At 48.6% G+C, this 21436-nt stretch carries 22 protein-coding genes; 13 read left to right on the top strand and 9 right to left on the bottom strand.

Annotated features, from left to right (window positions below; genetic code table 11):
- Positions 1-10: 10 nt before the first annotated feature.
- Entirely contained in the window at positions 11-2161 is a 2151-nt protein-coding gene (fadB, locus tag M0415_RS19870; protein ID WP_249552819.1) for a fatty acid oxidation complex subunit alpha FadB, read from the bottom strand.
- 443 nt (positions 2162-2604) lie between these two features.
- Between fadB and pepQ the strand changes: the two genes are divergently transcribed.
- The 4 genes from pepQ to hemG (M0415_RS19850) all read left to right on the top strand — a co-directional run bounded on the left by pepQ (position 2605) and on the right by hemG (M0415_RS19850) (position 6615).
- A complete protein-coding gene (gene pepQ / locus M0415_RS19865) occupies positions 2605-3924 on the top strand; it encodes a Xaa-Pro dipeptidase (RefSeq protein WP_249552821.1) in 1320 nt (439 codons plus the stop codon).
- A 15-nt stretch (positions 3925-3939) separates the two neighbouring features.
- Positions 3940-4554, top strand: a complete 615-nt coding sequence (locus M0415_RS19860; protein WP_249552823.1) for a YigZ family protein — start codon at positions 3940-3942, stop codon at positions 4552-4554.
- Positions 4555-4631: 77 nt separating this feature from the next.
- Positions 4632-6089, top strand: a complete 1458-nt coding sequence (locus M0415_RS19855) for a TrkH family potassium uptake protein (RefSeq protein WP_011620857.1) — start codon at positions 4632-4634, stop codon at positions 6087-6089.
- Between the two features lies 1 nt (position 6090).
- Positions 6091-6615, top strand: a complete 525-nt coding sequence (gene hemG, locus M0415_RS19850) for a menaquinone-dependent protoporphyrinogen IX dehydrogenase (protein ID WP_144376484.1) — start codon at positions 6091-6093, stop codon at positions 6613-6615.
- Between the two features lie 54 nt (positions 6616-6669).
- Here hemG (M0415_RS19850) and M0415_RS19845 read toward each other — a convergent pair whose 3' ends face one another.
- The gene (locus M0415_RS19845; protein ID WP_011715321.1) at positions 6670-6978 is read right to left on the bottom strand and encodes an ArsR/SmtB family transcription factor; all 309 of its coding nucleotides are present in this window, start codon (positions 6976-6978) and stop codon (positions 6670-6672) included.
- A gap of 198 nt (positions 6979-7176) precedes the next feature.
- Here M0415_RS19845 and hemG (M0415_RS19840) point away from each other — a divergent pair, with 198 nt between their 5' ends.
- Positions 7177-7731, top strand: coding sequence for a menaquinone-dependent protoporphyrinogen IX dehydrogenase (gene hemG / locus M0415_RS19840; RefSeq protein WP_249552825.1), 555 nt, complete (start codon positions 7177-7179; stop codon positions 7729-7731).
- Positions 7732-7777: 46 nt separating this feature from the next.
- On the opposite strand, the gene M0415_RS19835 is transcribed toward hemG (M0415_RS19840), so the two are convergent.
- The 5 genes from M0415_RS19835 to def are packed head-to-tail and all read right to left on the bottom strand — an operon-like array spanning position 7778 to position 13424.
- Positions 7778-9220: a TrkH family potassium uptake protein gene (locus M0415_RS19835; protein ID WP_249552827.1), complete on the bottom strand. Its 1443-nt coding sequence runs from the start codon at positions 9218-9220 to the stop codon at positions 7778-7780.
- Between the two features lie 11 nt (positions 9221-9231).
- Positions 9232-10641 carry a Trk system potassium transporter TrkA gene (trkA, locus tag M0415_RS19830; protein WP_011620862.1) on the bottom strand — a complete coding sequence of 470 codons (1410 nt, stop codon included), beginning with the start codon at positions 10639-10641 and terminating at the stop codon, positions 9232-9234.
- Between the two features lie 15 nt (positions 10642-10656).
- Positions 10657-11943 carry a 16S rRNA (cytosine(967)-C(5))-methyltransferase RsmB gene (gene rsmB / locus M0415_RS19825; RefSeq protein ID WP_249556562.1) on the bottom strand — a complete coding sequence of 429 codons (1287 nt, stop codon included), beginning with the start codon at positions 11941-11943 and terminating at the stop codon, positions 10657-10659.
- Between the two features lie 2 nt (positions 11944-11945).
- On the bottom strand, positions 11946-12902 hold the full coding sequence (gene fmt, locus M0415_RS19820; RefSeq protein ID WP_220054304.1) for a methionyl-tRNA formyltransferase: 957 nt from the start codon (positions 12900-12902) through the stop codon (positions 11946-11948).
- Positions 12903-12917: 15 nt separating this feature from the next.
- Entirely contained in the window at positions 12918-13424 is a 507-nt protein-coding gene (def, locus tag M0415_RS19815; protein ID WP_249552829.1) for a peptide deformylase, read from the bottom strand.
- 125 nt (positions 13425-13549) lie between these two features.
- Here def and M0415_RS19810 point away from each other — a divergent pair, with 125 nt between their 5' ends.
- The 6 genes from M0415_RS19810 (at position 13550) to hemF (ending at position 18581) form a co-directional block, all read left to right on the top strand.
- On the top strand, positions 13550-14674 hold the full coding sequence (locus M0415_RS19810; RefSeq protein WP_220054305.1) for a LysM peptidoglycan-binding domain-containing protein: 1125 nt from the start codon (positions 13550-13552) through the stop codon (positions 14672-14674).
- A gap of 137 nt (positions 14675-14811) precedes the next feature.
- Positions 14812-15774, top strand: a complete 963-nt coding sequence (dprA, locus tag M0415_RS19805) for a DNA-processing protein DprA (protein ID WP_502957023.1) — start codon at positions 14812-14814, stop codon at positions 15772-15774.
- 2 nt (positions 15775-15776) lie between these two features.
- Positions 15777-16253, top strand: a complete 477-nt coding sequence (locus tag M0415_RS19800; RefSeq protein WP_011620868.1) for a DUF494 family protein — start codon at positions 15777-15779, stop codon at positions 16251-16253.
- 122 nt (positions 16254-16375) lie between these two features.
- Complete coding sequence (locus M0415_RS19795; RefSeq protein WP_011620869.1) at positions 16376-16939, top strand: DNA topoisomerase family protein; 564 nt, start codon at positions 16376-16378, stop codon at positions 16937-16939.
- 138 nt (positions 16940-17077) lie between these two features.
- Positions 17078-17644, top strand: coding sequence for an L-threonylcarbamoyladenylate synthase type 1 TsaC (tsaC, locus tag M0415_RS19790; protein WP_249552833.1), 567 nt, complete (start codon positions 17078-17080; stop codon positions 17642-17644).
- 28 nt (positions 17645-17672) lie between these two features.
- Positions 17673-18581: an oxygen-dependent coproporphyrinogen oxidase gene (hemF, locus tag M0415_RS19785; protein WP_220054307.1), complete on the top strand. Its 909-nt coding sequence runs from the start codon at positions 17673-17675 to the stop codon at positions 18579-18581.
- Positions 18582-18611: 30 nt separating this feature from the next.
- Here hemF and M0415_RS19780 read toward each other — a convergent pair whose 3' ends face one another.
- A complete protein-coding gene (locus M0415_RS19780) occupies positions 18612-19049 on the bottom strand; it encodes a group II truncated hemoglobin (protein WP_249552835.1) in 438 nt (145 codons plus the stop codon).
- Positions 19050-19219: 170 nt separating this feature from the next.
- Here M0415_RS19780 and aroE point away from each other — a divergent pair, with 170 nt between their 5' ends.
- Together aroE and M0415_RS19770 are read left to right on the top strand one after the other, a co-directional pair.
- Positions 19220-20092 carry a shikimate dehydrogenase gene (gene aroE, locus M0415_RS19775; RefSeq protein ID WP_249552837.1) on the top strand — a complete coding sequence of 291 codons (873 nt, stop codon included), beginning with the start codon at positions 19220-19222 and terminating at the stop codon, positions 20090-20092.
- A 20-nt stretch (positions 20093-20112) separates the two neighbouring features.
- Positions 20113-20388 carry a DUF1488 family protein gene (locus M0415_RS19770; RefSeq protein WP_011620874.1) on the top strand — a complete coding sequence of 92 codons (276 nt, stop codon included), beginning with the start codon at positions 20113-20115 and terminating at the stop codon, positions 20386-20388.
- Between the two features lie 75 nt (positions 20389-20463).
- Here the strand turns inward: M0415_RS19770 and M0415_RS19765 are convergent, their stop codons facing one another.
- Complete coding sequence (locus M0415_RS19765; RefSeq protein WP_249552839.1) at positions 20464-21012, bottom strand: gamma carbonic anhydrase family protein; 549 nt, start codon at positions 21010-21012, stop codon at positions 20464-20466.
- Positions 21013-21436 lie beyond the last annotated feature (424 nt).

Genomic DNA, 21436 nt, shown 5'->3' with positions numbered 1-21436 from the left:
TTCCCGCTAATTAGGCTTGGTAGTAGCTACCGTTGTTGGCTGCAAGGGCACGCATGGCGTCGGTGACTTGATACAAACCACCTAAGTGAGCGTATTTGTCAGCTAAGGCGACAAAGTTCGCTACGCCCATAGTATCTAAGTAACGGAATACTCCACCACGGAATGGCGGGAAACCTAAACCATAGACCAAGCCCATATCCGCTTCGGCAGGCGATGCCACAATGCCTTCTTCTAAACAGCGAACAGTTTCGATAATCATTGGGATCATAGTGCGGGCGATGATTTCATCCGCATCGAATGTTTTTTGCTCACCAAAGGCGGCTTTCAGCAGCTCGTAGCTGGTTGGGTCGACATCTTTCTTTGGCTTACCGCGGCTATCCACAGAGTAAGCGTAGAAGCCTTTGCCATTCTTCTGACCGAGACGTTTGTTTTCGAACATCACGTCAATCGCGTCATTGCCGGATTTGCCCATACGATCGGGGAAGCCTTCGGCCATTACCGCTTGCGCGTGGTGACCCGTATCTAAGCCGACAACGTCTAGCAGGTAAGCTGGGCCCATTGGCCAGCCGAATTGCTTTTCCATCACTTTATCGATAGCGGCAAAGTCGCCCCCCTCGGCGAGCAGGCCGTTAAAGCCAGCAAAGTAAGGGAAGAGTACGCGGTTAACGAAGAAACCAGGGCAATCGTTAACAACGATAGGGGTTTTACCCATTTTGCTGGCGTAGGCGACAACAGATGCGATGGTTTCTTCTGAGCTGTGCTCGCCACGGATAACTTCAACCAATGGCATTTTGTGCACTGGATTGAAGAAGTGCATACCGCAGAAACGCTCAGGTTTCTTCATGCTCTTGGCGAGCAGGTTGATTGAAATGGTTGACGTGTTAGAGGCGATAATCGCATCTTCACTCACGTATTGTTCAACTTCCGCCAGAACTTGTGCCTTCACTTTTGGATGCTCAACGACGGCTTCGACAACCACGTCAGCATGTTTCACTGGAGCATAGTCTAAGGCTGGAGTGATGTTATTCAGCACTTTAGCCATTTTTTCAGGGGTAGAGCGGCCGCGAGCAACTTGCGCAGATAATAGTTTTGCGGCTTCGCCTAAACCTAAATCTAATGCAGGTTGAGCGATATCCTTCATCACTATTGGCGTGCCTTTGCTGGCGCTTTGGTAAGCGATACCGCCACCCATGATACCAGCACCTAATACGGCGGCGCTTTTCACTTCTTTAGCGAGTTTGCCAGCTTTCTTAGCCTTGCCTTTGACTAATTGGTCATTCAAGAAGATACCGATCAACGCCTTGGCAACATCAGTTTTCGCTAGCTTGATAAATGCTTGATGCTCAATTTGCAATGCGTCGCTGCGGCCTTTGGTCGCAGCTTGTTCAACAACGCTGACCGCCGCCATTGGTGCTGGGTAGTGTTTACCTGCAACCGCAAACACCATGCCTTTAGCCGTAGTGAAAGACATCATGGCTTCGAGTTTTGGTAAGGTCAGTGGTGACATCTTACGTTGGCGACGGGCTTGCCAATCAAGCTTTTCTGCTACTGCATCTTTTAGCATTTGAATGGCAGCGGCTTCTAAAGCCTCTGGCGCAACAACGGCGTCAACCGCGCCTACTTTTAAGGCATCTTCTGGACGTTGGTCTTTACCCGTGGTGATCCACTCAAGAGCGTTATCTGCACCAATCACACGAGGTAAACGTACTGTGCCACCAAAGCCTGGGATAATACCTAGTTTGGTTTCGGGTAGACCGATTTTGGCTGTGGTGTCGGCGATACGGAAATCCGTTGCCAGAATAGTTTCACAACCGCCGCCTAAGGCGAAACCTTTAATCGCTGAAGCGGTTGGGAAAGGTAAATCTTCGAGTTTGTTGAATACGGCGTTGGCCTGTTCAACCCAAGAGAGCAGTACCGCATCATCCTGTGCGAATAAGCCTAAAAATTCAGTAATGTCGGCACCCACGATAAAGGTATCTTTACCTGAGGTCAGCACTAAGGCCTGAATGTTTGATTGTTGTTTAATGCTGTCTAATGCGGCATCGAGTGAGGCGAGTGTTTCTCTGTCGAATTTGTTCACCGAACCGGGTGCGTTAAAGCACAGCTTGGCAATATTATCCTCGAGTAACTCAACCTGAATTGTAGGACTTTGGTAGATCATTGCTTGCTTCCTTTTGGCTTAAAAGTGATACCCACCATTATCTGTTGGTGTTAGTACGACTCTCTATCTCACAGCAGCTTCGGCCATCATTTGACCAGTTGTGTGCCAGTGTGCTTCGAAATTCGATAAATTACAACACCCAATTTAAACGACTGTTTAATTTCTTGTCGGCTAGAGTGAATTTTCAGCTTTGTGATACACTGCACAAAGTGTAGAAGTGCCAGATTACGCCAAAGAGTACGTGGTGGGAATTTGTACTTTAGCGGTATTACTCGCTGGCTAAATGGATAATTTTATTTTTAGAATTAAAAGCATAGGCTTAAATCGAGAATTTGCTAACCTGCGAAGTAATAGGGCGTTAGCGAAGGAAAACACTGAGCCTGTATGCTTTAGTCAGATTTGCGGTTTTTTTATTAACTATCGTTCATTACAGGATATGACACATGGATCACTTGGCTCATCACTATCATGCCCACATCGCCGAGCTTAATCGTCGAGTCGCTGAAATTGTATCGCGTGAAGCATTATCAGGTTTAGTGATCCACTCGGGTCAGCCGCATCGAATGTTTTTGGACGACATTAATTACCCTTTTAAAGCCAATCCCCACTTCAAGGCTTGGTTACCCGTGTTGGATAACCCTAACTGCTGGTTAGTGGTGAACGGCCGCGATAAGCCGCAACTGATTTTTTATCGTCCAGTGGATTTTTGGCATAAAGTGTCTAACGTGCCGGAGATGTTCTGGACCGAGCATTTTGAGATCAAGTTACTCACTAAAGCCGATAAGGTTGCCGAACTATTGCCTAGCGATATCGCCAACTGGGCGTATTTGGGCGAGCATTTAGATGTGGCTGAGGTGCTGGGTTTCACTAGTCGCAATCCTGACTCTGTGATGAGTTATCTGCATTTCCACCGTACTACTAAAACCGAATATGAACTCGAATGTATGCGCCGTGCGAACCAGATCGCAGTGCAAGGGCATTTAGCGGCTAAAAATGCTTTCTATAACGGTGCGAGCGAGTTTGAAATTCAGCAGCAGTATTTATCTGCCGTGGGACAGGGCGAGAACGAAGTACCCTACGGTAATATCATAGCCTTAAACCAAAATGCGGCGATTTTGCATTACACTGCACTCGAGCATCAAAATCCGGCGCGCCGCTTATCTTTTTTAATCGATGCGGGTGCCAGTTACTTTGGCTATGCGTCGGATATCACTCGTACCTACGCGTTTGAGAAGAATCGTTTCGATGAATTAATCACTGCCATGAACAAGGCGCAGCTCGAACTGATCGATATGATGCGCCCGGGTGTGCGTTATCCCGATTTACACTTGGCGACCCATGGCAAAGTCGCGCAAATGCTGTTGGATTTTGAATTAGCCACGGGCGATGCCCAAGGTTTAGTCGACCAAGGCATTACCAGCGCCTTCTTCCCCCACGGACTCGGCCATATGTTAGGTTTGCAAGTGCATGATGTGGGAGGTTTTGCCTTCGATGAACGTGGTACCCATATTCCGGCACCTGAGGCTCATCCGTTCCTGCGTTGCACCCGCATTTTGGCGCCAAACCAAGTGCTAACGATGGAGCCAGGTTTGTACATTATCGACACTTTACTCAATGAGCTAAAACAAGATAGCCGTGGCCAGCAGATCAATTGGCGCACCGTTGATGAGCTGCGACCTTTCGGCGGCATTCGTATCGAGGATAATGTGATTGTGCATCAAGATAGAAACGAAAACATGACCCGCGAACTGGGCTTAGCGTGAGTTTAGGGAGAGCGAGTGCTCGAAAGTTACCTGATACCGAGTGAAAATGTGCAGATAGAAGAAGAGATAAAGCATAGCCGCTTTATCTCTTTTCTATTTCATTGCACGAGTTTAGAACAATTGAAGTTAGTACTCACTGACATAAAGCGAGATTATCCCGGCGCCAGCCATTACTGCTATGCCTTTATCGCTGGAGCGCCTAACGACAGCATTGCCATCGGTTCGAGTGACGATGGAGAGCCTGCGGGCAGCGCAGGTCGTCCAATGCTCGCGGTATTGCAGGGCGCAGATCTCGGTGAAGTCGGTGCTGTGGTGGTGCGTTTCTATGGCGGTACTAAGTTAGGCGTAGGCGGTTTAGTGCGTGCCTATACCTCGGGATTACGCCAAGGTTTAGGGCAATTGCCGACGCGAGTGAAGCAATTACGTTATCCGGCAAAACTGCATTGTGATTACACCCAATTAAGGGATGTTGAGCATCTACTGCAGCAGTTAGAGGCGGTGATCATCGATAAGCAATTTGCCGAAGCCGTTGATATCCATTTTGAAATAGGCAAACAACAGCAGGGCATATTGAATGAATCGTTGGCAACTTTGAGTCAGGGCAGCCTGCGCGCAGAGTTTGAGCTGTGATGCCCGCGTAAATTATGCCAAAATATGCAAAATGCTGAAAATACCTTTGCAGCCAATGGAATAATTGAACAAGCGGAATGCAATACAAAACCATAATAAGAATCATAGGTCTGCTTATCGGCCTGTTTTCCATCACTATGCTGCCGCCAGCCTTAATCGCCATTTGGTATAACGATGGCGGTGGTACAGCGTTTATTCAGGCATTTTTTGTCAGCTTATTTATCGGTTTTTGGCTCTGGTACCCTAATCGTCGCTGCAAAGAGGAATTGCGAACCCGCGAGGGGTTTCTGATTGTGGTCCTGTTCTGGACCGTTCTTGGCTCCATCGGTGCCTTACCCTTCATCTTCTCAAGCCAACCCGATCTCAGCTGGACCGACAGTTTTTTCGAATCCTTCTCCGCACTGACCACAACGGGAGCAACAGTCATTGTCGGACTGGACTCCTTGCCTAAGGCCATTCTGTTTTATCGGCATATGCTGCAATGGCTCGGCGGTATGGGGATCATCGTTTTAGCCGTAGCGATTCTGCCAGTGCTTGGGGTTGGGGGCATGCAGCTGTATCGCGCCGAAATTCCGGGGCCAGTGAAGGACAGTAAGATGACGCCGAGGATTGCCGAAACGGCCAAGGCGTTATGGTACATCTATCTATTGCTAACCATTGCCTGTGCGGGCGCTTATTGGCTCGCGGGGATGAGCGTATTCGATGCCGTGTGTCACTCGTTTTCGACCATCGCCATCGGGGGCTTTTCGACCCACGATGCCAGCATGGGATACTTCGACAGCTCAGTGATCAACCTGATTTGTGTGTTCTTTTTGATTGTCTCAGCGGTGAACTTTAGCGTGCACTTTGCGGCATTTTCGCGCCGCGGGATCAATTTTAGAGTCTATTTTCGAGATACAGAATTCAAGATGCTGGTGGCGATTCAGTTGGTGCTAACGGCGATTTGCTTCTTAACCCTTTATCACTCAGGGATTTATGACTCGCCAGAAGAAACCTTAGATCACGCCTTATTCCAAGCGGTTTCGGTAGCGACGACCGCAGGTTTTGGTACCGAAAGCTTCCATATGTGGCCGCTGTTCCTGCCTATTCTGTTGATCTTCTCAAGCTTTATCGGTGGTTGTGGTGGCTCAACTGCGGGCGGGATTAAGGTGATCCGGGTTATCCTGCTGCTGTTGCAAGGTTCACGCGAACTTAAACGACTCGTTCACCCTAAGGCGATGTTCTCGATTCGTATCGGCTCCAAGGCGCTGCCTGACCGGGTTGTCGATGCCGTGTGGGGATTTTTCTCCGCCTATGCCTTAGTCTTCGTGCTGTGTATGTTAGCGCTGATGGCTATGGGGCTAGATGATATTACCGCCTTTAGTGCCACGGCGGCCTGCTTAAATAACCTAGGTCCGGGTCTTGGGGAGGTAGCAAGTAACTACGCCAGTATTGGTGATGGTGCTAAATGGGTGCTAGTGGTAGCCATGTTATTTGGTCGCCTCGAAGTCTTTACCTTGCTGATTTTGTTCACGCCAACTTTCTGGAGGGATTAACATGCAGACACTAATCATCTATTCGACAATTGATGGTCAAACACTGGAAATCTGCCGCAAAATCAAAACACTTGCCGAACAAGCGGGTGAGCAAGTGTCGTTAGTGAGCTTAGAACAGGCCGAAGCCTTAAGCCTTGCCGATTTCGATAAAGTGTTGATTGGTGCGAGCATTCGCTATGGCAAACATAGGCCCGATCTCTACCAGTTTGTGAATCGCAATCATGCTGTGCTGGACAGTAAAATCAACGGCTTCTTTACCGTGAATGTGGTGGCACGTAAGCCATTAAAGAACACGCCAGAAACCAATCCTTACATGCAAAAGTTCCTCAAATTATCCCTGTGGCAGCCACAGCAATTGGCGGTGTTTGCGGGCAAAATTGATTACCCTAAATACGGTTTATTCGACCGCACTATGATCCGCTTTATCATGTGGATGACAAAGGGACCAACCGATCTGAAGGGCACCTTCGAGTTTACCGACTGGGGTAAAGTCGAAGCCTTTGGGACACACTTTAGCAAGCTATAAAAATGATAAAGCCCCAGTCTCTGCTAGGGCTTTATTGCTACCGCCTGACACGATTTATACGGCGCAGTAACGGCTGTGGAGAATCGAAATCACTTGGGTGACTTGCTCATTCTTAAGCTTGTAATACACAATCTGCGAGCTCTTACGGGTATCGACTAAGTCTTCGGCTCGCAACACCGCCAAATGCTGTGATAGCGCCGACTGGCTCAAGGGCACAGTTGCATTCAGCTCGGTTACGCTCAGCTCTTTATCCAGCAATAGGCACAAAATCATTAAGCGATAAGGATTCGCTATGGCTTTGAGCCATTTAGCCGCACTTTCCGCATTAGTTACCATTGCATTTACATCAATATCATTTTGCATAAGGTACTCACTTTATCGCTTTTGATTAGATAATTCTAATTGAACATATTTCTATACGCAATCATACTGCTCGGCAATTCAGATCTCAATTTTTGCATTTCAGAATATGAGACAACGCTGATTTGTGATCCTATCAGGGGTTTATTTAACCAATGATTGCCACAATGGTGACATATTTTAATTGAACGGGAATACCCCATGACACGCATTCTGGTGCTTTATTTTACCCGTGGTGGCCATACGGCCAAGATAGCGAATGCGATTGCGCAGCAACTCACGCTGCGTGGCGCCAAGGTGGACTTGGTGGATATTAATAGTGCGGCGGCAACCAAGATTAACTGGCCCGATTATCAACTGGTAGCGCTAGGGGCTTGTGTACTCTATGGTACCTACGATAAGAGTGTATTTCAGTTTATAGAGCAACATGCCCCGGCTTTAAGTGCGTTGCCAAACAGCTTTTTCTGCGTCAACGTGGTGGCGCGTAACCCTGAGAAACGCATCCCCGAGAACAACAAATACCTGCAAAAATTCATTGCTTTATCACCTTGGACTCCCGCCGATTTGAAGATTATCGCCGGTAAGGTGGATTATCCCTCGTGGCCCTGGTACGACAGACTGATGATCCAGTTGATTATGAAAATCACCAAAGGACCAACTGATCCTAAGGCGGTGATCGATTATACCGACTGGGAAGATGTGAAGGTCTATGCCGACCATCTGCTAACCTTGGCCGAGGTTACTGAACCCGTCTAATAAAAATGCGCTCTGTGAGCGCATTTTTAGTTTTTGACTGATACGACTAGTATTTCCAAAAACTGGGATGGAACAGTACAGCCACGGTTAAAATCTCTAAGCGGCCGAGCAACATACCCAAAGAAAGCGCCCATTTAGCCAAATCGGGCAGCGTCGAGAAGTTACCCGCTGGACCAATGATGGGGCCAAGCCCAGGACCAACGTTGGTGACTGCGGTTATTGCGCCGGTAAAGCTGGTCATAGGATCGAGTCCCGTCAGCACCAGAATCACCGAAAGCCCAACAATCACAAACATAAACAGCAGCACAAAGGTGATCAGTGAGCGCACAATATCTTCACTAATCAGACGGTTGTTATAGCGCTCCCGGAAGATGCCATTGGGATGGCATTGCTGCTTTAACTGCTCGCGCATAATGGCGCCGGCAATTTGGAAGCGGAAGATTTTAATCCCGCCAGAGGTGGAGCCCGAGCAGCTGCCGACAAACATTAAGAATAAAAACGCGATATTCGCAAACGCGCCCCAGGCGCCGTAGTCAGTTAAACCATAACCTGTGGTGGTGACCACGGAAACCACGTTAAAGCTGGAGAGGCGCAGAGCGTCGATAAGGGCAATATCCCGCGTTTGCCACAGCCACAAGCCAATAAAACAAGACACAAAAGTGAGGAAAAACAAGAAGCCTTTGACTTGAGCATCGTTCCAGACGGTAAAGTCTCGCTGCTGGATCATCTGCACAAACATCAGCAGAGGTAAACCACCCGCCGCCATAAACACAACGCCAACCCAATGGGCCGAATTTGAAAACGCCGCCATCGAGTTATCTGAGGTCGAATAGCCCCCCGTCGACAGTGTGGTCATCGCATGGTTAATGGCTTGAAACCAAGTCATACCAGCAAGATGGTAGGCAACACAGCACATCACGGTCAGCAAGATATAGATAAAAAATAAATGCTTAGCCATGTTTTGGGTGCGGGGCACTGCCTTATCGCTCCAATCCGATGACTCGGTGCGGAACAGCCGCATACCACCGACGTTTAAGAAGGGCAGAATCGCCACCGCCATCACGATAAAGCCGATACCGCCTAGCCATTGCAGCAGCGAACGCCAGATTAAGATACTGTGGTCCATAGTATCTAAGCCCGAGAGCACGGTTGAACCTGTGGTGGTAATGCCGGACATGGTCTCGAAGAAGGCGTCTGTATAGCCAATGCCGTGGTACAAGGTAAAAGGCATGGCGGCAAACAGGCTCACGATCAGCCAAGTGAGGCTGGTGAGCAGAAACATATCGCGAATATTGAGGTTAATGGTTTTGCTCTGGCCGTTATGCAAACAGAGGCTGGCGCAAATCCCAGTGACTAAAGCCGACAGCATGAAAGCGCCCACGGTTTCCTCACCGTTGAACACGGCAAGGAGCAGGGGCGCTAACATAAAGGCTGTTAACATCGACAGAAACAGCCCCAAAATAAACAATAGCGGTCTAAAGTTCAGCATAAGATGATGACTTAGAAGAAGAAGGCGCTAGGTTGGAACAGTTTCTCGACTTCGCCGACAAACTTTTTGTTTACGAGGAACAGAATCACGTGATCCCCTTGTTCTATCACTGTCTTGTCGTGGGCCATCAGCACTTCTTCGTTACGCACTATGGCGCCAATGGTGGTTCCCGGCGGCAGCTTGATATCGCCAATCGCCTTGCCAACAACCTTAGAAGTGCTGGAGTCGCCATGGGCAATGGCTTCAATCGCTTCGGCGGCGCCGCGGCGTAAGGAATACACGTTACAGATATCGCCTTGGCGGATGTGGGTCAGTAAGGCGGAAATCGTCGCCTGCTGGGGTGAAATCGCGATATCGATATTCGCTTCCTGCACAATATCTACATAGGCTTCGCGCTGGATCAGCACCATCACCTTTTTCGCCCCCATACGCTTAGCGAGCAGGGCGGACATGATATTGGCTTCATCGTCGTTGGTGACGGCAATAAACACGTCAGTTTGGTCGATATGTTCTTCGAGCAGCAACTCTTGATCTGAGGCGTCACCACAAAATACTGTAGTGTTTTCAAGCTGCTCAGAGAGCGTTTCGGCGCGTTCAAACTTATGCTCAATCAGCTTGACTGAGTGGGTGCGTTCGAGGCGTTTAGCCAGGCCTAAACCTATGTTACCACCGCCAGCAATCATGATATTGCGGTAGGAGTTATCTAGCTTTTGCATCTCACTCATCACCGCGCGGATATGGCGACTGTCGGCCACGAAAAATACTTCGTCATCGGCTTCGATAATAGTCGTGCCGCGGGGCATGATAGGGCGACCTTGGCGGAAAATCGCCGCCACCCGGGTATCAATATTTGGCATATGCTCGCGAAGCGCGGCCAAGGCATTACCGACTAAAGGGCCGCCGTAATAGGCGCGAACCGCAACTAAACTTAAACGGCCTTCGGCAAATTCGAGCACTTGCAGCGCCCCTGGATATTCAACCAAACGTTGAATGTAAGCGGTCACTAACTGCTCAGGTGCGATAAGTTCATCGATCACAAAACCACCGCGGGGGCGCCCCTCACTATTTTTGGTTTCACTGTCGATAAATAATTTATCGCGCATCGCCAGATAAGGTTCGGAGCGAATACGGGCGATTTTAGTCGGTGTACCAAATAGGCTGTAGGCCATTTGGCAGGCGACCATGTTGCATTCATCGCTGTTGGTTACAGCAATCAGCATGTCAGCATCTTCGGCGCCTGCTTCTTTGAGTACATCGGGGTGGGCACCATGGCCCGCCACGACGCGAAGGTCATATTTATCCTGCAGGGCGCGTAATCTGGATTTGTCGCTATCGACTATGGTGATATCGTTGTTTTCACCCACCAAATTTTCGGCCAAGGTTCCCCCGACTTGACCCGCACCTAATATGATAATTTTCATGGCCTTGCTTACTTCCTAATGGGTCGCTTTCAATAAACGGGCGTAATAAAACCCATCCATGTTGTGTTGTCCCGGCGTGATTTGCCAACCTATATCTTGGCTTGAAGCCTGCTGGGCAAGTGTGTCTAGCTTAGCATCTGCGGTTCTGGCTAAAAATGCACTAATTTGGTCTCGATTTTCCTGCGGCAAAATAGAGCAAGTTGCATACAGGAGTGTGCCACCGGGTTTGAGCCACTTCCAGCAGTGATCGAGAATTTGTCTTTGCAGCTCAGCCAGTTCTTCGATGTCATGGTTTTTGCGTAACCACTTGATATCGGGATGACGGCGGATTACGCCCGTCGCTGAGCAAGGTGCGTCGAGTAAGATACGATCAAACTGTTCACCCTGCCACCATGAGTCGATGTTGGCTGCATCACCATGAATAACTTCCGCTTTTAATGACAAACGGTCAAGGTTCTGTTGCACGCGTTCCAGTCGTTTAGCATCGAAATCGACGGCGACCAGTTGGATGCTCGGCTCAAGTTCGAGTAAATGGCAGCTTTTGCCGCCCGGTGCCGCACAGGCATCGAGGACCAGTTCGTTGGCTTGTGGAGCCAGCAGGGTTGCGGCCCATTGGGCGGCGCCATCTTGCACCGAGGCCGCACCTTCGTGGAAGCGCGGCAATGTCGCCACATCCTTTGGATGGGCCAGCAGTATGGCATCATCACTGAGGCCCGCACTGGCTTCTATCCCTAGTTCACTCAGGGCAGCAAGATATGTATCGCGGCTTTGGGAGAGGCGATTGTTACGTAGCCACATTGGTGGACGCTCATGGCTTTGCTGGATTATCTCTTGCCAATTATCGGGATAAGCGGCTTTTAAACGCTTAATTAACCAGCCCGGCGTGTTGTAGCTTAAGGTCTCTGACTCAGTGCTTAGCGGCGTTAATTGGCGCTGAATATTACGCAGCACGCCATTGACGACCTTTACCATGCCCTCAAATTTTAACTGACGGCAGGCCTCGGCGGTTTCTGAGATGGCGGCATGGCTTGGAATGCGAGTGAAGTAAAGTTGATAACAGCCAACAATTAATAGCTGGTGGATGATCCTTTGCTTACCTTTCAGCGGCTTAGCCAAACACTCGGCCACGCGTTTTTCGATCTGCGGCAAAGTGCGCATCACGCCGTAGCAGAGCTCTGCGAGCAGGGCTTTATCTTTACCACTTGCTAGATGCTTTTGCTGTTCTGGCAGGGCAACTGAAAGTGATACGCCTTTCTCTAAGACTTCGAAGATGGCTTTGGCCGCCAGTGCACGCAAGTTCATCATTATTGCGCCTCGTTATTAAGACGAGTATTTGGGGTAAACCAATCGCCGCGGGCATTGAGTATGTCGGCCACGCTGAGTGGTTTTTTACCGGGTAATTGCATACTGAGCAGAGTTAACACACCATCGCCAGTGGCGACTTCAATGCCTTTTTTGCTGGCACTGATAATAGTGCCGGGTGCGGCATTGCTGCTGGTGGTGCTGACTTGGGTCTGCCACACCTTGATGGTATTGCCTTGGTGCTCAAAATAGCTCACAGGCCAAGGATTGAAGGCGCGCACTTCTTGCCATAACTGGGTCGCAGATTTACTCCAATCGAGTCTCGCTTCTTCTTTACTGAGTTTTTCGGCGTAGTTCGCTAAGGCTTCATCTTGTTTCTCGGCCGTTAGCGTGCCGTTGGCTAAACCTTCGAGTGCTTGCAGTAGCGCGTCTGGCCCCTGCAGGGCTAACTTCTCGTAAAGGGTGGCGGAAGTATCATCATCTTCAATCGGCAAGTAGGTTTTCAGTAGCATGTCGCCTGTATCTAGGCCGACATCCATTTGCATGATAGTCACGCCGGTTTCTTTATCGCCAGCCCATAACGCGCGTTGAATCGGCGCAGCGCCGCGCCAGCGTGGCAGAATAGAACCGTGAACATTAATACAGCCTAAACGCGGCGTGTCGAGCACTACTTTAGGCAGGATTAAGCCATAGGCGACCACCACCATAATATCGGCGTTGAGGGCGGCAAGTTCTTGCTGCGCGGGTTCTTTACGCAGTGAACCTGGCTGATAAACCGGAATGTCGTGGCTGACTGCGAGTTCTTTAACTGGGCTGGCGGTGAGTTTTTTACCGCGCCCTGCGGGTCTGTCCGGCTGAGTGTAGACGGCAATCACATTATGATGTGAGTTGATCAGCGCCTGTAAATGGCGAGCGGCAAAATCCGGTGTTCCGGCGAAGATGATATTGAGTGGTTTCAAATCTGATCCTAATGCTTATTTGGCGTCCTGTCTGGCCGCTTTTTCAAGTTTCTGTTTGATGCGTTGGCGCTTCAATGGCGACAGGTAATCGACAAATAACTTACCTTTCAGGTGATCCATTTCATGCTGAATACAAATAGCAAAAAGCTCATCGGCTTCAACGGTGAATTCATTACCGTGTCTATCCAGTGCCTTAACGGTAACAAACTCGGCGCGGTCGACCTTGGCATAGATACCTGGGACTGACAGACAACCTTCTTCGTTACAGAAATCACCGCTACTGGCAATAATTTCGGGATTGATAAAGACTTTAGGGCGATCGACCTCGTCTTGTAAATCCATCACGATCAGTTGTTTATGATAGTCGACTTGGGTCGCAGCCAGACCAATGCCTTTTTCTTGGTACATGGTATCGAACATATCATCGATTTGTGTTTGCAACTCAGCAGTAAACTCTGTGACCGGGGTCGCTTGAGTTCGCAATCTTTCATCGGGAAAGCGTAAAACTTTTAATAGTGCCATACTTAAACTCTTAACAAGTCTGTCAAATCTCAATCAGTTGGTTATACTGACTGAGGCTAATGGGCTAATTTTAATCTTTAGTGCCTATCAATAACAGTAAAAGCTCGATTTAAGAGCTAAACAACATGGACCGCACCATGAAACGGCTAATTTTACTTGCGTTAATGACATTTAATTGCACGTTGGTTTCCGCTGATACTCTCACGCTGAAAGCAGGGCATCCTGAGTCATATGTGGTAAAGAAGGGCGATACCCTGTGGGATATCTCGGCAACCTTTTTAAATGACCCTTGGAAGTGGCCACGTTTATGGGATGTTAACCCCCAGATTGCTAACCCTCATTTAATTTACCCCGGCGATCAGCTCACTTTAGTCTTTATCGATGGCCAACCCAGATTAGTGCGCAATGGCGCTAACGAGGGAAAACCCCATATTCGCAAAACCCCTGAGGGGCGCGTGATTGCTAAGAGCAATGCGGTTCCTGCGGTTGACTTAGCGTTAATCCAAAACTATCTGGTGCAAAACCGTGTGGTGGATGCCGACTGGTTTGCACAGCAACCTATGGTGCTCGCGGGTGAGAGCCCTTCACGTCACCATGTGGTTGGCGATGTGATTTATATCGACAGCGAACTGCCCTTAAACCAAAAGCTGGGCATGTATGAACGCGGCCGTGACTTCTTCAATAAACAAACGGGAGAAGCCTTAGGACAAGAAGCGATTCTGGCATCGACTGGCCAAGTTATCGAATCTGGCAAAGTGTCTAAGGTAAAAATCCTCAGCAACTACCGTGAAACCAAGGCGGGTTTTAGGGCGTTGCCGATGGAAGATGAAGCCTTAATGTCTGCCTATTTTACGCCAAAACCTGCAGAGCTTAAGACACCTGCGACCGTACTGGCGATTGAATCGAAAATGCGTGAGGCGGGTAAGCTGAATGTGGTGTACTTAGATAAAGGCACGCAGGATGGTGTTGAGCCTGGTGAAGTGTTCTCTATTTACCGCGATGGCGAAGAAATCGTGATCAATAACGATGGTCAACCTGTACCTACGGCCGAGCGCACCGCCTATGACAATGTGGTGGCATCTCTGTCGTCAGATCGCGCCATCAAGATGCCCGATATTTACCATGGCAAACTCTTAGTCTTTAAAGTGTTTGATAAAGCGAGCTTAGGTTTGATTGTCTCGACTGAACGTTCTGTTCGTGTCGACGATAAATTAATTGCGCCAGACTCCTTAGCCTTTAGAGGTGAATAATCCCTGAACATTTGGTCGATTGGTTAATTGTTAATGCGGTATCTGGGCTAGGACCCGCTCGGACACAACAATTATTAACGCACATGGATGTGGACGACCTCAGGCAAAGATTGGAGCATGAGAGACACTCGCTCCCCTTGTCTGACAATCTACTCCATAGCCTAGTCATTGATTATCAAAGGGTAGATGCAGCCCTCGAATGGCAACAACAGTCCGAACTACATCACCTCGTTTGTTTTACCGATCCCCTTTATCCTCCATTACTTAAACAGTTATCCGATCCTCCAAGCGTCTTATTTATCAAAGGCTGTGTTGAGGCGCTGTTGCTCCCATCGCTCGCGATAGTAGGGAGTCGTAATGCATCTCCCGGTGGATTACAGGTTGCTTATCAGTTAGCTCGAGAGATGTCCGCGCTAGGATTTAGTATTTGTAGCGGCATGGCGATGGGGATTGATGGCGCGGCCCATAAAGCCTGTGTTGAGCATGGAGGAAGAACGCTTGCCGTGCTCGGAACTGGGATTGATATTATTTATCCACGTCGACATAAGCAGCTTTATGAGGATATTCAGCACCAAGGCTGTATAATAAGCGAGTTTTGGCCGGATATTGGGCCATTTGCGGGCAATTTCCCGAAACGAAACCGCATTATTAGCGGTCTTTCTTTAGGTACGCTGGTGGTTGAGGCTTGCCGTAAGAGTGGTTCACTCATCACCGCAAGGTTGGCCATGGAGCAGGGGCGTGAGGTCTTTGCGGTTCCTGGCTCGATTCTTGGCGGCTTTCATCAAGGCTGCCATGATTTATTGCGGGATGGGGCAAAACTTGTGGAGAGTGCGGCCGATATAGTGGAAGAGCTGGTAAGTTTGACGGCTTTTCACCTTGAAGAAGTCAACACTCGCCACCATATACAGCAAGGTGAGATTTGTGATTTGCCATTTTCATCGCTGTTAGCTAGTGTAGGTTATGAAACTACAACAATTGATGCTGTAGTCGAACATAGTGGGAAAACGATAGATCTGGTGTTAGAACAAATGCTTGAACTTGAGTTGCAAGGTTGGGTTGTTGCAGTACCCGGTGGTTACGTCAGAGTAAAGAGGAGCTAGCCATGTTTGATATCCTCATGTATCTATTTGAAAACTATGTTCACAGTGAAGTTGAACTGTTAGTGGATGAAGACGAGTTAACCAAGGAACTCACTCGTGCTGGTTTTCACCAGTCAGAGATTTTGAAAGCCTTAACTTGGTTGGAGCGTCTGGCTGAGTTGCAGGAAGGGGATAAGCCTTACCTGTGTAATCATGATCAGCATTCATTTCGGATTTACACCAAAGAAGAAATGGAAAAGCTGGACGTGGAATGCCGTGGATTCCTGCTATTTTTAGAGCAAGTGAAAGTCCTGAATGTCGAAACCCGTGAGATGGTGATCGACAGAGTCATGGAACTCGATGAGCCAGCCTTGATCCTCGAAGATCTTAAGTGGGTGATTCTGATGGTGCTCTTTAATGCGCCCGGCCATGAGTCCGCCTATGAGCAAATGGAAGATTTAATTTTTGAGCAGCCTGAAGAAGGTCGGCTACATTCTTAAGCGTTGCGATGTGATGAATAATGAGAAAGGAGGCTAGCCCTCCTTTTTTGATGCCATAAGCTTGTTAATACCTGTGTGGTGAGTTATCTGCGGATTAGACGCAATGACTGGTGGTAATGATTATGTCTAAGATCGATGAACAACTATTTAGTGCCCATGAGCACGCGCTGGAAAAAGAATTCGAGCTATGCCCAGAGTGTGGCAGCGAGTTGTCGGTAAAACATAGCAAACATGGGAGTTTTATTGGTTGTAACAACTATCCCACCTGCCAATATACCCGTCCCTTAGTGCAGCATGAATCGATTGAAACCCAAGTGATTGAAGGCTCCAAGTGTCCCGAGTGCGGCCATGAGCTGGCGGTCAAATCGGGGCGTTTTGGTATTTTTATCGGTTGCACTCAATATCCCAGTTGTACCCACATAGAAAGGCCTGATCAGGAGAGCGATAAACCTGAGGTGGCATGTCCCGAATGCAAAACTGGCAAGCTTGAGCATCGTACCAGCCGTTTTGGTAAGAGTTTTTATGCTTGCAGTGCGTATCCCAAATGCAAATTCATCGTGAATTATCCTCCCGTTGCCGAAACTTGCCCGAGTTGTGGCTTTGGTATTTTAGTCGAGCGTAAAGGGGCCGCGGGGATGCGTTTAGAATGTCCGCAAAAAAGCTGTAAATACAAACGAGCGCTTTAGTGTGATCTGGCTCTAAAGATTTGGTCGTATAAACACCCTTGGGTATAATTCCCCATCGACCACGGATGGGGTGGCCAAGGGCTAAAAATGCCAAAACGTGTTTGTAGAAATCGATTCAATTCATAAGGTGATATTAAGATGTTACAGCTGCACCCATCTGAAATTAAAGACATAGTGCTAAACGGTGGCGTTATCGCCTATCCCACTGAAGCCGTTTATGGTTTAGGCTGCGATCCTGACAACGACACCGCCATCCAAAAATTACTCGCGGTAAAGCAACGTCCTTGGCAGAAGGGGCTTATCTTAGTGGCGAGCGAGTTTTCCCAGTTAGTGGATTATGTCGATGAGTCACAGTTGAGCGTCGAGCAACTCGAGTTTGCTTTTTCTAAATGGCCAGGCCCCTTTACCTTTGTAATGCCGATTAAGCAGCATGTTTCGCGCTATTTATGTGGTGAGTTTGATTCTATCGCCGTGCGCGTTTCCGCCCATGACGGAGTGCGCGCTTTATGCCAAGCCTTAGGTAAACCACTGGTTTCGACTAGCGCCAATTTAGCCGGCGAAAATCCTGCGCTGAGCGGTGATGAAATTCTTAATGCCTTTGAGGGTAAGATTGATGCCTTAGTGTTAGGGGCATTAGGCGAGCAGCGTCAACCTTCCACCATTATTGATGCCCGCAGCGGTAAGATATTACGTAACGGGCAATAACTGATTATAACGCAAAGGATAAAAGCAGATGAGCGTGCCAGATGCGACAGTGGTAAAAGCATTTTTACTCGATCTACAGAATCGAATTTGTGCGGGTCTTGAGCAGTTGGATGGGCAAGCAAGCTTTGCGGCCGATTCATGGACGCGCACCGAAGGCGGTGGCGGCACCAGTCGTGTCTTAACCCAAGGTGCGGTATTCGAGCAAGCCGGAGTGAACTTTTCCCATGTAACAGGTGCGGCCATGCCCGCATCAGCAACGGCTCATCGCCCAGAATTGGCGGGTCGTAGTTTTGAGGCCATGGGCGTGTCTTTAGTGATTCACCCTAAAAATCCTTATATTCCAACTACCCATGCTAACGTGCGTTTCTTTATTGCCCATAAAGACGGCGCGGATCCCGTTTGGTGGTTTGGTGGTGGTTTCGACTTAACGCCTTACTATCCTTTCGAGGAAGACGTACGCGAATGGCATCAAACCGCTAAAAATCTGTGTCTGCCCTTTGGCGACGACGTATATTCTAAATATAAGAAGTGGTGTGATGAGTATTTCTTCCTGCCACATCGTAATGAAACCCGCGGCGTGGGCGGATTGTTTTTCGATGACTTGAACCAAGCTGGCTTCGATAAGAGTTTCGATTTTATGCAAGCGGTGGGGAATGGCTTCTTAACCGCTTATGCGCCGATTGTTGAGCGCCGTAAAGAAACTCCCTATGGTGAGCGTGAGCGTGAGTTCCAATTGTATCGTCGCGGCCGTTATGTTGAGTTCAATCTGGTATACGACAGAGGTACCCTGTTCGGCCTGCAAACCGGTGGTCGCACAGAGTCTATTTTGATGTCAATGCCGCCATTGGTACGCTGGCAATATGCTTATACGCCAGAGGCGGGTAGCCCTGAGGCAGATCTTTACGATAACTACCTCAAACCTCGAGATTGGGTATAAGCACGCTAACATGAGTCGCGTAATCGTACTTTATTGATTACGCATATGATCGGCCAGAGTGGAAATCGCCTCATAGATAGCGGCGCGATGCTCTGGCTTTTTTATATGTTTTTCAATGGCAAACTTCATGCAAAATAGCCATTGATCCCGCATTGTCTCATCTACAGCGAAGGGCATATGGCGTGCGCGTAATGCGGGATGTCCATATTTTTGCTGATATAACTGCGGACCGCCGAGCCAGCCACTTAAAAACTCATAGAGCTTCTGCTCCGACTCCGCAATCGGTGCACGGTGAATTGCGAATAAAGCTTGTGTTTCTTCCGAGCTTGCCATTTTCTGATAGAAACAATTGGCAATTGCGCGGATCACTTTGTCGCCACCAATTAAATCATAGGCATTAGACTGATTCGGATCCCTGTCATCCGGCACGCTTGTGTGTTTACTAAAAATCTTTTTAAGCCAGTTCATAGGTCTAACTGCACTGCATCTACAATATTGATGCGCGCATTATAGCCTGAATGCCACTGCGAAACAGGAGGTCAAAGTCAGGTACAACAACTTAGACTCACCATCAAGCTGTGCTACCGCTCAAAAGCACGTTAGACTGCAAGCCACTCACAGCCAATAGAATCCCGCAGATGACAGATATGCCCTCAGTAACTATGCCAGAACGATATGCCGTGTTTGGCAATCCGATAGGTCACAGTAAATCGCCCTTTATCCATGGACAGTTTGCGTCTCTTACACAGCAGACTTTGAGTTATGAAGCGATTCTGGCGCCCATCGATGGTTTTGAGGCGAGTTTACGAGCATTTTTTCAGGCGGGAGGAAAGGGCGCGAATGTGACAGTGCCTTTTAAAGAGCAAGCCTTTGTCCTCTGCGATAGCTTAAGTGCCGAAGCGACGCTGGCGGGTGCGGTCAATACCCTAAGTTTATTGGCCGATGGCACTATTTATGGTGATAACACCGATGGTTTGGGGCTGGTGGCCGATCTTGTTCGCCATCTCGGCAGTTTGCAGCATAAGCGGGTACTCTTGGTGGGGGCCGGTGGTGCGGCGCGCGGCTGTATCTTGCCATTGCTTAAGGCCGAAGTGGGGCAATTGATTATCACCAACCGAACCCAAAGTAAGGCACAGGCCTTAGTGGATATTTTTAGCCAAGTACAAGAGGGGCGCTACAGCGATAAACTCCAGACTGTATCGATGCCAGAGTTGTCGGGAGAGTTCGATTTAGTGATTAACTCGACCTCAGCGAGTCTAGCGGGAGAGTTACCGCCACTACCACAGTCCATCATAGGCAACAAAACGGCTTGCTACGATATGATGTATGGCGCTAAACCAACGGCATTTAATCAATGGGCTTTGCAACAGGGCGCAGCGCAAGTGATTGATGGATTGGGTATGCTTGTCGGTCAAGCGGCGAAGAGTTTTGCACTCTGGCGTGGCGTCGAGCCAGATACCTCAGGAGTGCTTAAATTGCTCAGGGACAAACTACAGGCTGACGCGCAATAGAGGCTCAAGAGGAAGATAAGATGAATCAGAGTATTTTATTCCCCGATCTGCAACATTGGGATGAAACCCAAAAACACATTTGCTTTATTGCCCAGCAGCAGGGAATGAACATTAAGTGCTATATCAGCGCGCAGAAGCTGGCGCAGTTAAATGACTTTTCGCCTCAGCCCAATAGCGATGAAGCGGCCGCCATGTTAGCGCTATTTGATGCGGTGCGATTCGATGCGGAAGAAATGGCGGAAGCCTTAATTGAAGCAGAAGAGTTTGATGAGTTTGGCGCAGTACACTTAGGCTAAGTACAACGCAATAGGCTAAGCACAACATAAGCAAGATGGCAGCTTAAATACTGCCATCTTGATTTAATAGAAACATTACTCTGGCTGAGGTTCTGCCAAGTATTCGTTTTTCAAGCGCACATAGTTATCCGCGGATTCAGGTAAAAACTTCAATTCCGCTTCGGTTAAAGGTCGCGCCTGTTTTGCTGGGCTGCCGACATATAAGTAGCCGCTCTGCAGCACCTTACCTGGCGGTACTAACGAACCCGCACCTAAAATCACATCGTCTTCTAATATGGCGCCATCGAGGATAATCGCGCCCATCCCCACTAATACACGATTGCCAACCTTGCAGCCATGCAGCATCGCCTTATGCCCAATCGTCACATCATCACCAATGATCAATGGATGACCGTCAGGACGAGAGGCGGATTTACGGGTCACGTGCAATATGCTGCCATCCTGCACATTGGATCGCTTACCAATACTAATGTGGTTTACGTCACCACGCGCCGCCACCATAGGCCAAATGCTGGCGTCTGTATCTAAAGCGATATCGCCAACGAGTACCGAAGCTGGGTCTACATACACATTATCGCCGAGTTGTGGATGAATCCCTTGGTAAGTTCTGAGTGGCCCTGACATAAAAAAGTCCCTAATTGAGTGGTTTTTCGCATTATAAAGGCTAAAAACTGACTGGTCAGGTCAAATATCCAACGAACAGTGTAAAAAAGCCAATTATCTTTAATTTAGGGGTTGCACAAAAAGTTCTGCTGCCTATAATGCGCATCCACTGACACGGCAGACAGCGAAAGCAACCGCAGTATCAGTGCGAATCGAATGCAAAATGTGCAGTTGATTCGAAAGCCTCAAGAAGTTTGCAAAAACGCCTTGACGCAACTCGGGAAATGCGTAGAATACGCAGCCCTGACCCGCTGAGCGGTAACGCGAAAGTCGAGGTCAAATGCTCTTTAACAATCTAAACAAGAAATCTGTGTGGACACTCACAGGTGTTGAGTTAATCGAAATTACTCTGCCGTTTGGCGAGTAATCAAAATTTAAATCAATG

The sequence above is a fragment of the Shewanella sp. 10B genome (assembly GCF_023475885.1).
Classification (GTDB): domain Bacteria; phylum Pseudomonadota; class Gammaproteobacteria; order Enterobacterales; family Shewanellaceae; genus Shewanella; species Shewanella mangrovisoli.
The sequence above is the reverse complement of the archived record's forward strand: the minus strand, read 5'-3'. Positions and strand labels throughout refer to the sequence as shown.